The sequence below is a fragment of the Leptospira bouyouniensis genome, from assembly GCF_004769525.1.
Taxonomy (GTDB): domain Bacteria; phylum Spirochaetota; class Leptospiria; order Leptospirales; family Leptospiraceae; genus Leptospira_A; species Leptospira_A bouyouniensis.
The window spans coordinates 212,501-225,056 of the sequence record NZ_RQFT01000012.1 but is presented as its reverse complement, the minus strand read 5'-3'; the positions used below and the strand labels follow the sequence as shown (position 1 = coordinate 225,056).

General features: G+C 36.3%; 10 protein-coding genes and 1 pseudogene (1 of these 11 only partly in view). 6 read left to right on the top strand and 5 right to left on the bottom strand.

Annotated elements, in window-relative coordinates; genetic code table 11:
* Positions 1-198 precede the first annotated feature (198 nt).
* The gene (locus EHQ43_RS15255) at positions 199-1,443 is read left to right on the top strand and encodes a beta-propeller fold lactonase family protein (RefSeq protein ID WP_244242841.1); all 1,245 of its coding nucleotides are present in this window, start codon (positions 199-201) and stop codon (positions 1,441-1,443) included.
* Between the two features lie 232 nt (positions 1,444-1,675).
* Here EHQ43_RS15255 and EHQ43_RS15250 read toward each other — a convergent pair whose 3' ends face one another.
* A complete protein-coding gene (locus tag EHQ43_RS15250; protein ID WP_244242839.1) occupies positions 1,676-2,317 on the bottom strand; it encodes a DUF6242 domain-containing protein in 642 nt (213 codons plus the stop codon).
* Between the two features lie 1,299 nt (positions 2,318-3,616).
* Between EHQ43_RS15250 and EHQ43_RS15245 the strand changes: the two genes are divergently transcribed.
* The 3 genes from EHQ43_RS15245 (at position 3,617) to EHQ43_RS15235 (ending at position 6,452) form a co-directional block, all read left to right on the top strand.
* Entirely contained in the window at positions 3,617-4,012 is a 396-nt protein-coding gene (locus EHQ43_RS15245; RefSeq protein ID WP_135771638.1) for a TfoX/Sxy family protein, read from the top strand.
* A 627-nt stretch (positions 4,013-4,639) separates the two neighbouring features.
* Positions 4,640-5,092: a hypothetical protein gene (locus EHQ43_RS15240; RefSeq protein ID WP_135771637.1), complete on the top strand. Its 453-nt coding sequence runs from the start codon at positions 4,640-4,642 to the stop codon at positions 5,090-5,092.
* 250 nt (positions 5,093-5,342) lie between these two features.
* Positions 5,343-6,452, top strand: coding sequence for a helix-turn-helix transcriptional regulator (locus tag EHQ43_RS15235; RefSeq protein WP_135771636.1), 1,110 nt, complete (start codon positions 5,343-5,345; stop codon positions 6,450-6,452).
* Positions 6,453-6,480: 28 nt separating this feature from the next.
* On the opposite strand, the gene EHQ43_RS15230 is transcribed toward EHQ43_RS15235, so the two are convergent.
* The 4 genes and pseudogenes from EHQ43_RS15230 to EHQ43_RS15210 all read right to left on the bottom strand — a co-directional run bounded on the left by EHQ43_RS15230 (position 6,481) and on the right by EHQ43_RS15210 (position 10,719).
* Positions 6,481-7,251, bottom strand: a complete 771-nt coding sequence (locus EHQ43_RS15230; RefSeq protein ID WP_244242838.1) for a DUF1554 domain-containing protein — start codon at positions 7,249-7,251, stop codon at positions 6,481-6,483.
* Between the two features lie 316 nt (positions 7,252-7,567).
* The gene (locus tag EHQ43_RS15225) at positions 7,568-8,527 is read right to left on the bottom strand and encodes a hypothetical protein (RefSeq protein ID WP_135771635.1); all 960 of its coding nucleotides are present in this window, start codon (positions 8,525-8,527) and stop codon (positions 7,568-7,570) included.
* A 326-nt stretch (positions 8,528-8,853) separates the two neighbouring features.
* Positions 8,854-9,333, bottom strand: a pseudogene (locus tag EHQ43_RS19760) (IS66 family transposase).
* Positions 9,334-10,098: 765 nt separating this feature from the next.
* Complete coding sequence (locus EHQ43_RS15210) at positions 10,099-10,719, bottom strand: TetR/AcrR family transcriptional regulator (RefSeq protein ID WP_135771633.1); 621 nt, start codon at positions 10,717-10,719, stop codon at positions 10,099-10,101.
* 143 nt (positions 10,720-10,862) lie between these two features.
* Here EHQ43_RS15210 and EHQ43_RS15205 point away from each other — a divergent pair, with 143 nt between their 5' ends.
* Positions 10,863-11,744 (top strand): alpha/beta fold hydrolase, encoded by an 882-nt coding sequence (locus EHQ43_RS15205; RefSeq protein ID WP_135771632.1) that lies wholly within the window; start codon positions 10,863-10,865, stop codon positions 11,742-11,744.
* A gap of 641 nt (positions 11,745-12,385) precedes the next feature.
* Positions 12,386-12,556 carry the start of an Rrf2 family transcriptional regulator gene (locus EHQ43_RS15200; protein ID WP_135771631.1) on the top strand. It continues 279 nt past the right edge of the window, so the window shows 171 of its 450 coding nt (coding positions 1-171); it begins with the start codon at positions 12,386-12,388; its stop codon lies off the right edge, out of view.

Genomic DNA, 12,556 nt, shown 5'->3' with positions numbered 1-12,556 from the left:
AGATTCTCACATCCGCATTTTTTAAGTTTGTTGATTGGTATGAAAACAAATCGTTCTCATCAATTATATCCCCCGAAGATCAAAAATTTTCAGAAAGTTTTTTACTTACTTTTTTGCCTTTTTTCCTTCAACGCCTGCCTTCTTAATCCCATTGTCGATCATCTCCTTTTTCCACCCAAAGATCCGTCATCCAAATCGTTGTTTGGCCTTTTTGCCTTACTTGCCAGTTCTAATCAGGTAGTCGAACTGAACCATAGTTGGGCAGGTATCCACAAAGGAGACAGCCTGCAACTCGAAGCACAGTATTATTTTTACGGTATGAGAACTGAATCTACTTTCCAATGGTCAAGTAGCGATAGCTCTGTGGCAACAGTCGATGCCAATGGTTTAGTCCAAAGCATTGGAAACGGAAAAGTTTGGATCACAGCCACAACATCTGATGGAAGGACCAGTGCTAGCTCCGATATCACTGTGTATACTGGATATGTTTATACTACTTTGGATTTAATTTCATCTGTAGGATTTTTGACAATGAACAACTCAACAGGTCTCCTTTCTCCTGTTGGAACAAATCCAACTGGTAACGGACCTACAGGCATAGGCTCTGATCCATCAGGCAAGTTTTTGTTTGCTGCAAACCTTTACGATGGGTCTTTCTCACAATTTTTAATCAACCAAAGTACGGGCGCTCTTTCTGCCAATGCGACCCCCACAACTTCTGCGGGGAATTCACCGAGAAATTTTTTAATCACACCCGATGGAAGGTTTTTATACCTTGCATCTGAAGGGAATATGGAAATTCGAGTTTTTGCCATCAATTCTGATGGCACTCTTAGTTTTCTCACTGCCTACCAAACTTTCGTTCCCCACAATATGATTCAAATTTCACGTAATGGGAATTTTATATTTTATATCAGTCCTAACTTAACTGAAATTGTCTCCTATCGAATCAACTATAATGATGGAAGTTTATCCCAAGTAGGAATCAGCCCTAGTTTTTCCGATGGCGGTTCAGGTTTTGTTTCGACCCATCCGAAAGGTAGATACTTATATGTTGCATCCAATCTCTCTGTTACTGTACTAAGTTTTGATAGCAATACAGGACAAATGGGTTTTGTGGATTCTGTTTACCATGGGTTGAGTACAAATGGGACAGCGATCCATCCTAGTGGGAATTTTTTATATTTACTCCACATCAATGAAGGTGAAATTTCTTGTTATACGGTGGAACCTAATACTGGTAAAATTTCATTTTCCGCTAAGCAGTCTGGACTTGGTGGAAGTCTACGTTACATGATTATCGATCCATCTGGACGATTCGCTTATGTAGCGGATAATAATGGAAATTTGCTTCAATTTAGCGTAAACCAAACGACAGGGGAACTCACGTCACTAGGGACAGTCAGTCCTGGTGGAGTTCAATGGAACCTAATTTTTCTATAAACAATCTGCTATCCTGAATAAGAGATATCATCAAATACTTTTCACAATTTTAACTGACAGTTGCCATTCAGTAGACTGGGTATTTCATCTCGACTTGCAGATAACAAACATTAATGCTCTCGTCGCGGATACTCGAAAAATTCTTTCAACGATCCTATTTTATCTTATTAAAAAAGGATCGTTCTAAGACTTTAAAATTTAATAGATCACCCCGAACACAATCAGTATACGGTCATTCGCAAGTAGAGGTCATCACTTTAGAAGGTCCATTATAAGCGACTGCTACAAAACGTTTATCAGCATAAACGAGCGATTTCCAGCCAAGTTGCTCTGGTGCAGCGTGTGCTGTCCAAGTGATTCCATCTTTCGAAACCATAATACGGTTTGTCCCACCAAGTGAAAGCGCTACATAAATACCTTTTGCATAAATAACAGATCTCCAATCATTTGCTTCTGCAGCTGTCCGTGCTGTCCAAGTGATTCCATCTGGAGAAGTCATTACACGGTTGGTTCCATCCGCTGAAACTGCAACATAAAGACCATTTCCATAAGTGACAGAAACCCATTGGTTAGCTTCTGCAGCTGCCCGAGCCGTCCAAGTAATTCCATCTGGAGATGTCATCACTGAATCAATAGCACCACTTCCAACTGCGACAAATAAACCTTTCCCATAAGTCACAGACTGCCATGAACGGATAGCAGACGCTTCTCTTCCAGTCCAAGTAATTCCATCGGAAGAAGTGACCACTCTGTTGTTTGTTCCTGTGGCTGCAACACCGACAAAGAGGTTATTTCCATAAGCAATCGATAAAAATGCATTTGATGTTGGCGGGATATTGCGGGCAGTCCAAGTAATTCCATCAGGAGAAGTCATCACTTGATTGACACCACTTTGTGCTATGGCAGCATAAAGTCCATTTCCCTAAGTGATTGAAGTCCATTGATTTGCTTCCGCAGGAGTTCGAATTGTCCAATTGAGTGTTTTATTTTGGCAACTTAAGTCTTCATTTGAACTAGATGCTGTACCCAGTGACCCAAGTAAAAGCAAAGATAGGGAATCACTATTATCCGACTTAGTTGTACAACTAGTTGCGGAAATAATAAGCATACTTGATAAAAGAACAAAGCGAAGGATTTTTCTCATTTTAGAACACCAATTTAAAAGTTAACGCTCATTATTTGAATATTTGAAATCCCTGTCAAATCGCAATTCTTTCATGTAACATAAATTAGCAAAAATGATGAAAAATGTTTCTCTGTTAAATGAATTATTTATATATTTTGTATAAAATTTTGCTACAGATGGATCAATTTCAGTCTTTTTCCATTTCTAGCCAAACGAACGTTTATAATTTAAAGATTTGGATGTTTTCTACGGTAATGATTCCAAAGTTTTCTGTTACGATACTTGAATCTCTTTATGTTTTCAAATATTTCGAAAAAAATAACTCTCTAAAGCAATTAGATCAACCATCAGCAGTCACTCGCAATCCACAAAAAATACATATGATTTAATACCACATTTCGTAAGGACGTGATCGACAAAATTGAAGTTATTGCTTGCTAAGTTTCGTTTAATTCTTGTTTTAGATCAAAAATACCTTGGAACCTAATAATTTCGCAACTCGAGTTGTAAAAGCGGTATACATAGTATTAAAATCTTTACTAGGATAATATCTAGAGTTTTGATAATAACCTTGCGTATGACGAACATTGCATAGATTCCTTGCAGAAAACTTGCAATTTACCCAATTGTGAATGTATAAAAAAACCTCTAGTATTAGCGAGGTTTATCATCGATGCTTCGATACGATTCGTTACTCAGCAATCTATTGATCGAACTCGACCCCGGAGTAACAAAGTGAATCAAAGGATAAGGGAGAAGCAGACTTAACTTTTACAATGTAAATCGTCGCGTAACAACAATCTCAAGAGTTACGTTGATTTTGGGCGAGCCCCCATTGAGTAGGTTCATAACCAAAAATGGATTCGAATCAGGTAACTTTTTATCAGAAATTTGGGGTCGGGCTATTTAGGGCTTCGGTCGCAATTTGCGACCGCTATCGCGCCCTTACTATCCCTCTCGCAAAAGTAAAACGATCATCTTAACGCGGTTTCCTTTTTTTAAAATCAGTTTACATTTTTCGAAATAGATTTTATATCTTTCAAAAATATGGCAATCAATGAGAAATTATTAGAACGGGTTAGAAAGTCTTTGGAAGGACAGACGAATGTAGAAGAGAAGAAAATGTTTGGCGGTTTATGCTTTATGGTGAACGGTAAAATGTGCATCTGCATCAGAAATGATGAAATCATGTGTAGGATCGATCCTGAAACAATTGAATCCATTCTTTCGAAGAAAAAAGCTCGCCAGATGATCCATAACGGACACCTGATGAAAGGATTTGTTTACGTTAACGAAGAAGATATAAAAACAAAAAAAGAAATTGAATATTGGATTCAATTATCACTCGATTATAATCAAAAATCTCCGCCCGCAAAGAAAAAAGTTAAGAAAACGAAAATAAAAATCCCTACCAAAAAAAAATCCTCAATGCCACATTCATAACATTTTTCTTAACTATTCTGTATCTACTTTTCCTTCGCCTCATCTCGATCGGAATCCAATTCGAATAAACTTCTAATGAAGTAATCAAAAGAGAACTTTCCCCTTACTACAAACGAAAAGTGAACCCAACTTTCACAAAAAAACAAACTTAAGGTTCAATTCTGATACAATCGATACCTCGATACAAAACCAAAGTTCGATGAAAACAATTGAGATCTTTAATGGACTCCTGAGACAATACCTTCCAAAAGGGAAGTAAATGAAAGAAATATGATCAGACACATTAGAAGTAATATGATCAAGGACTTCACAAAATGTCAGTTCTCTTTCATAAAATTCCTTGAGCTCCGTGACTTATACCTCAAAGATAACTAGGATCTTTATGATTGAAAGTAAGTCTTCTTTTAGCAACATCCTTAAGTCTGCAATGTTTGCTAGAGGGACGTATCTTTTTCTTTGGAGGTTCCTATGCTATTCCTTGTAACCGGTGCTAGCGGTGTGGGAAAAAGTACAGTGAGGCAAACACTCCTTAATTTCTTGCCGCCTTCATTCTGGTCCTGCGAATTAGGTGACATTGCAGGGCCCCCTCAGTGGACAGTCCTCTGGAGACAAAAGGCCGTTGAAAAGGTGGTCCGACGGGCCCTCAGGGAACAGAATCTTGGTAAACACACACTTCTCTGTGGGGACCCCATTCCCCCTGCCGAGATTATCGCCTCCCCATCTGGGCATAGGCTCACAGGCCTAAAAGGTTGTTTGCTCGATGCATCCCCTGAAGTTCAGTCGGCACGACTTCTTGCTCGGGGCGACAACGAACATCATCTTCACCACCAAGCCTTTGCCACGTGGATGCGGATCCACATTACAAATCCCTTAGCTCATTCTGAAGTCATCCACAAGGGCGCATGGAATCAGATGTGTTGGGATCGCCTTGCCAGCCACACCCTACCTTGGCATCCACCATTAATCATAGATACTACATTCCTAAGTCCCGAAGCAGTGGCTAAACAAGTCCTACAATGGATCCTTTCTGAGATCGAAAATCCTGCCAATGGCTCTTTTGGCAGTGAAGGGAGATCATAATGTCAGTTGGGTAAGGTGCAGCGTTTTATGGCGATTAGGTTGAAGCATTGGTTTGTAAAAATCAAGTCGCCTTTAAGCTTTCTGGATTTTGGTAATGAGATTTGTTTTGCAAGGACAAAAGTTCCTCTCTTGATTCTGAGACAGGACCAAATAAAAGGCTTAGGACTTTTCAAGGTTGTTGAAATTTCGAAATTGATTGGAAAATATACTAAGGTAGTTGTTCTATTTGTATAAATAGGATGAATCTTTTTTGACCAGTATATTCTTTTTGGTTCCATTATTTGCATCTTTGGCAAACGTTAGCTGCTTTCTTGAAAATATAGCACGTGACCACAGGTTTCATCGGTTGCTGAGTGTATTTTATTTTACGATTGGGATTCAGAATGCAGCAACCGCAGCCCTTTGCCTGGCACCAGAGAAAAGTGAAAGTGTGGGTTTGGCATTTTGGATTTTCCAATGCCATTCTTTTTTTCTTTTGGCTCCTGTTCTCGTTGCTTTGTGTTCATTTTGTACAGGCCGGAAGTTATTAAATAAGGCCACTATAGCCATTGCTATTTATGCTCTTTCAGTAGATTTACTCTGTTCTTCCTTGCCAAAAAGTTTCGTTTATGGATTTGCACTACTTTCTTTCGGAATGGCCCCTTTACTTACAGTTTTCGGCGGCATTCTTGGAGGTTCCGTCCATTTCCTTGCAATTGCGATATCTTTGTACTTTGTTCTATTTCCTTTGGATTGGAATTCATTTTTTGATCGAAAGACATTCATCATTGCTTTATGTGTTTGGTGGTTCGGCCTTTTTTCTAATTTTTTACCTATGTATGGATTAAATTTCCCTCCTTTACATCCTGTAGTAGACGCTACACTTTCCGTGCTTCTTTCCATTTATTTGAATCGTTTTAATACTTCTAGACCTAGCTTATATAGTTTAATTGCTTCCATTCTGATCTCTCTTGCAGTTGGGTTACTTGTTGGGATTTTGGTTTTAAGAATACTTCCGACTTTTCCTTTTAAGGAAATGGTTACATCGGTTGTAATTACTTTATCCAGCCTATTATTCTTTGCTTATTTATTGAAATCATCTTTGAAAGAAAATAAGCCTAATTTTACTTTTCCATTGAATCTTGGGGACTTTGGTTTATCCAAACAAGAACTTCGTATTTGTGAATTGGTTGCGGAAGGGCATAGCCGTTCTTTCATTCGTTTGATTCTAAATGTATCGGATGGAACGTTGCGTAATCATTTGAAGAATATTTATTCCAAAGTACTTCCTGAATCCAATTCCACCGCAAAAGACCAACTCCAACGTTTGACAGTGTTTTTATCAAAACAGAAGTTATTGGAAGGAAATTCTGATAAATAAATATTAAATTTTAATATTTATACTTTTCTTACTGCTCAACACAAACTAACTGGCGATTGATGGAACAGTGTTGTAGACCTTTGCCTCTTGTGAGCGTCAATATATCTTGAGTATAGGCATCTCCTGCGATTCCCAATTCGGAAGCAGAGTTTGTAGTCCACTTTAAACATGCTCCATCTAAAAACGTTGTCCAATCTAATTCGAGTCCTGTCCAATGGTCAGAGGTAATTGATGTAATAGGTGTAGAAATAGTTGAGGTAAATAATCCATTTGGATTGGAGGTTTCTATATTGATTCCGTTTGGTCGAATGTAAGCATTGTTTGCTTTAAAAACCCAATCGATCTGACCGTCCCCCAAATTTGATGTTATACTTGCTCTTCGTGATACTCCGTCTACAACCATAGCTTTGAAATTACCTGAGCCAGGATAGTTTGGATCTGACTGACAACTGGAATCAAAGTTAGATGCTTTCCCAATATTGGCAGGGTAGCCATTCTGAGTTACAAATATGATGCATTTTATACAAGAAGCCTTACAATTGATTTCAATATCTTGTATGTTTTTGTTGCCAACCTTTCCTATCGAGTTTATCAGTTCACAGAAGTCACCCTCTGCCTGAGTAGCAAAATTAACTTCGTAGTCAGAGCCAATAGGAATCTTACTAGAAAAAACAAACTCTGTGCTGCCAGGGGAAATCATTAACGTTTCTTTCTGATTTAAAATCAATTTCAATCCAACTCCTGTAAGGCCTGAAATTTTTCCACCAATAGTAAAACTTTTAAGATTTGATATATTCATAGAAATACAATGGAAGCTTGTGTCACCTAGTAATAGTTTTGCTGCTATAGTTTTGGAAAAGGATTTGGAGCTTGGGTCACATATGTTTTCCAATGGGGAGGAACTACAGTTAGTTAATATCCCCATAGAAAAAATAAGTAAAAACAAAGACTGAATTGTAGAAAGAAATGAAAAAAGTTTATTATAAATAACAAACCAATTAAATTGTTTTTTTAAAATATTCGAAATGTATATTTTATTTTTGTTTGTATAAAATCCAGATCTGAAAATTTGTTCTTTTATCAAAAAATCAGATCTGAAATTTTTAAGACCTGGTTCAATCATTAGGGATATTGATATATTCTTGTGCGATTGCAAATCGCAAAGGTTGATCCAACGTAAGTAAGGATTGAACTTTCGTACAAAGATAATCTTTTTCGTGAATATTAAAACTAGTTTTGATTGTGTGAAGCCCGATCATAGGAGTTGGAATCTCTAAATCAGCAGTTGGGGCTATTGTTTCCGGTAGACTTCGTGGACTTACTCCGACTAAGTCTAAGTGTAAAGAAATACCATCAAAAGTAAGGTTGTATTTTGCAGTGATTTCAATTGTATCACCTACCCTTGTTACATCAAAACAATGATCATTACAATCGCCAATTGTTGCAGGAATTTTCACTGCATTCGCACAATTTCTTGGGTGTCCTATTGTTAGTTGCTTTGTGGACATTCCAATTTCATTCTTTGCCACAACGAACACTTTTATTTTTTTGTCCGCATCGGTAAGATAAGTGTGACCACTAAAGTTGGCAGCAGTTCGTTTGATAGATTGCAGTGCATTCGTCACCGTTCCATCGGAATGCAATACCATATTTTTTTTTCCGAAGTAGAGTATAACTTCCGTATTAGCTGGAACAGGTTTTTGAAAACTAACACTCGATTTCGGGAATTGGAGCAAACCTTTTGTGGAATAAGGATCGTCTGCTGGATTAGCATCATTGGTAAAATAAGTAATCTCGTTGAGAAGAGGAATACCTGCCGGAAGATCGTCTACTCCAATAGGCTCTATTCCCCCTGATCCACCTTGATCATCACCTAGTTTTGATGTTGTGTCGGATTCTTTCGCTATTAGGATGGGAATCAAATGAGACTCTCCTTCTGCCGATTTACCTTCACATTGTAAGAGAAAGAGTGAGAGTCCGATCGTCAGTAGAACGAGAGAATTCCGAAGAGCAATGTCAATTGTTCTATGGCAAAGCCGGTTCCAATGTCTATATGATTGTTTTAGCGTTTTCATGCTCTGAAAGGTAACACGATCTATGTTTTTTTGCCATGTCCTAGATGTCATGAGTGAGAACTAGTGCCTATCCCAAATGTCATGTTTGAAATTTTTCAGCTTACTTTTTTCACCAGATCGATTTTCTTTAAATTGATTTCTAATTATTTAACTATTTTTCTTCGGCAAAAACTGCTTATGTTAATGGTTATCAATTTGGATAATTATCTTTCACCGGACCTTTTGTTTCATTTATATCATCTCACTTCCTTTTGCCATATCCGCCTAATTAACGCATATCGGCAATTGGTGGATAATGAGCTTCCTTTACTATCGTGAACAATTTTTTAGATAGGTGTAAAGATCCTTTGCCCTTGTTGTTTTAATGAGCGAGTAGAAAATTCGCCTACTTCTGCTACTTTCGATGTTTTAGAAAATAAACTATTTTTACGACCTATATCAAATAGTCGAATCGCATTTTCCACAAGATTTGTGTCAAAAGCAGTTTCGAGATATTCGAGGAAAACCAAAAGTTTATCACATTGTAAGTTTATGTTTTTTTAAGCCTTGGCATACAGTTGGTTAAGCAATGTGCATCTAATTTCACTTTCCATAAATGTTATGATTCTATCTACGATTAACCTATCTTCTATTTGGCGGATTTTTAACCACTCGCTTCTCCAAATAATAAAATTCCATTTTGTTCTCATTTTATATAGCGTAGCAATGAGATTTACAATTTTTGTTGCCGCATTATTTTTTTTATTAGCATTAAGTAATTCTAAAAACTTTTTGCAAGCATGAATCGAGCAACCAGCGAGAGAGATTGTTTAAAATTATTTTGAGATTACATGATATGTCCCAATTGCATCGGTTTGGAATTTCCTTTATCTTTTGTAGTTTATCATAAAAAATTTGTATTTAAATTTGGAATTTATAGAAATCAAATGGTTGTTTTTCTCTGTTTCTGGAGAAAAGATTTCTATCGTGTCTATTGTATCGAATCCAAATGTTTCAAGTGTATGACCACAACTGCATGTTTTTGATTCTTCTCGAATTTCACGGACAATTTCTTCTACAAGAAAATAATCTGTAACTTTAGCTCGACCAGGCTTTGAGCGAGAGAGTGGTATTATTTAGCTAAATAAAGGGGTGGATTTCGCTAATACTATTTGCCAATGGATCAACTTTTTTGTCCAGATTGAATTCAAATTCATTAAAAAGAACTTCCTCTTCTTTTTCAATGAATATCCATTTTCAAATCCGTAAAGGATTTACTTTGCCTCCTTTCTTTGGTTGGAAAAGATAATTTTTGTATTAGATGTAAGCTCTAAAACATCTCTAATTGCACCAAATAACTAAGAATATAAATTGAATTTCTCAAATTAGTGACACTATGGCGGATAAATTCCGGTGTAACAGATGGTACAAAATTTTCCCAATCGAATATCAATAAATAATCCTTTATCAATTCTTCAGTGAAAGCTTGTTTTGTTTGATTCCGAGAAATGGCATGGTTCAGAATTTCTCCAACATCGTTTTTTTTAAATAAAAATTAAAATGCCTTTAATTAAAATATTTCGATAGGTTAATTACTTTTCAACTTTTCCATAGAATTTTAAAAATATAGATACACTGTGTTCTGCATGTTTACGCATTTCTTTCAATTTTGGCAAACTAGAGTCCCCTAAAAACATTGCTTTGTTTAAATAAGCTGATAAAATCATCCAATTAAAATCTTCAGCTGCCTTTTTTACATCAGCAATTTGAAGTAAGTTGCGTTTACAAAAATGAGCGAATAGTTCAGATAGTTTCTCAAAAGCTACCTGTGGTCCATTTTTAAAATAAATGGCTGCCAAATTAGGAAACCTCTCTGCTTCTCCGATGACTAGTCTTCGCAATTGAATGACTTCAGGTGTCAGCAATGTCGATAGTTCAGCTAAAGCATAATCAACCAAGAATTTTCTTACATCCGTAACTGCATCTATAACTGGTAAAGTATTATATGATTCCTCTGTTTTTCGCGAAGTAAGATTGGTAATAATTTCTATAAATAAGGCTTCTTTACTTGTGAAATGTTTATAAACTGTTTGTTTGGATACAGAGGCTTCTGTTGCTATTTCTTCCATGTTAGTAGCAAGATACCCTTTTCTTAGAAAAACCTGGGTAGCTGTATTCAATATTAATTGGTGTTTCTCATCATACAGATTCATTCATCCAACCTTATTCACTATAAAAACTTGACAAACGTTCCCCTGATAAATGAATGTAATCATTTATAGTACTAGACGGTCTAGTACTATAAATCTTATTTGCAAATTTAAGTCAAATATTTCTACAAAAGAGGGAAGAAATTATGAACGAAGAAATCAGAAACTTACTGGCGACACTGACAAGTGTAACCATTGCCGTTACAAGCGCTTCCTGTAACACGGCCACTAATGAAAACAATACCTATGAAAAAGTAATTTCAAGAGATGGAACGGCTATCGCCTTCGAAAAAAAAGGTTCTGGACCACCCCTTATTTTTATTACAGGAGCCATTTGTCATAGAAAGTTTCAACCCATCATCGATGACACAAAGATTTTAAGTAAGGCATTCACTGTTTATAATTACGATAGGCGAGGAAGAGGAGATAGCGGTGATACAGAGACATATTCAGTCCAGTCAGAAATTGAGGATATCGAAGCGCTGATAGATTCAGCAGGAGTATCTGCATATATTTACGGTCACTCATCTGGGGCCATATTAGCTTTGGAGGCTGCTTTAAAGATTCCGAGTAAGATAAAAAAGATCTATATCTATGATCCACCCTATGTTTCCAACGAAAAGGAATACCAAGAATATCGGACGACAAAAGAGAAAATCAAAACATTACTCGTTGAAGGAAAGAACTCAAAAGCAATTAGTGAATTTTTAGTCTCAATTGGTATGCCAAAAATATTCACATTTTTTTTACCCTTAACTCCTGGTTGGAAAAGAACTGTGCAACTGGCTCCAACTTTATTGTATGATATAACCCTCACCGAAAATCAAGCGCCAGTGAAAAAACTAGCGGAGATTAAAGTACCGATTTGTATTGCCTATGGTGAAGAAAGCCCAAATGAGTTGAAGATAGTTTCGAATTTACTCAATCAAACAATTCAAAGCTCCGAATTACAGAGCTTCCCAAAACAAGATCATATGGTAGATACAAAAATACTTTTGCCAAAGATGATTCAATATTTCAATCCTTGAGAATCAAATTGAATCATCCTAATTTTTATAGAGTTGAATATGTATTAATAAAAATATAGATATCGTTACTTACTGATTCATCAACGAATCGAACATTAGATTTGCAAAATAAATTATAAATTTGATTTTCTTTACAGTTTTTATTTCTGGTAAGTCGCAATCAGAATTAAATAAAGGATAAATTCGAAAGTCTATATTTGAATACCATACAGCAAGTTCAGAATATTTAAATGATAAAAAAATCTTCATTCTGATACAAACTGGACAAAACACAAGGGCTAATGAGATGGATCACTTGTATAAAGATGTTGAAGCTCAGATACTAAAAATATATTCACCATTAAGCAGACTGGATTTCCAAAATGAGCTATCTATTCTGAATATCTGGAACTCGATTTTAAGTGTGAGAACTTGGCTGTGGGAAAACTCTTACTAAGCTCCTTTGTGGTAAACCTTAGTATCGGAATTCACCAAAAATAATTTATAAAGTCAGATTCTCTGCAATTTCAAATGCATTCCAATTTTTTTTCAGGCATCCATAGATAATCTTTTTCTTTATTTTTACGAATAAAGGGTGAAGGAATAAGATTTATGCTTGCCATTAAATAGACTTGTAATATTTGTAGTTACAAGTAGTCCTCATGTCCATCCCAAGTAGGTTTTCCGTTGCGATTCATATATTAACCATTTTGGAAATGGGTCGTGGAGCTTCTTCCGAAGAGATAGCTAGATCTGTGGGCACCAATTCAGCAATTATTCGATTATTACTTGGAAAATTAAAAAAAGCAGGTTTCATTCATGCCCGTCGAGGT

Excerpts from the sequence above, each read along its gene's own strand:
- EHQ43_RS15250 (WP_244242839.1), bottom strand. The coding sequence starts at position 2,317 with ATGACTTCTCCTGATGGAATTACTTGGACTGCCCGCAATATCCCGCCA.
- EHQ43_RS15245 (WP_135771638.1), top strand. The coding sequence starts at position 3,617 with ATGGCAATCAATGAGAAATTATTAGAACGGGTTAGAAAGTCTTTGGAA.
- EHQ43_RS15230 (WP_244242838.1), bottom strand. The coding sequence starts at position 7,251 with ATGAATATATCAAATCTTAAAAGTTTTACTATTGGTGGAAAAATTTCA.
- EHQ43_RS15225 (WP_135771635.1), bottom strand. The coding sequence starts at position 8,527 with ATGAAAACGCTAAAACAATCATATAGACATTGGAACCGGCTTTGCCAT.
- EHQ43_RS15210 (WP_135771633.1), bottom strand. The coding sequence starts at position 10,719 with ATGAATCTGTATGATGAGAAACACCAATTAATATTGAATACAGCTACC.
- EHQ43_RS15205 (WP_135771632.1), top strand. The coding sequence starts at position 10,863 with ATGAACGAAGAAATCAGAAACTTACTGGCGACACTGACAAGTGTAACC.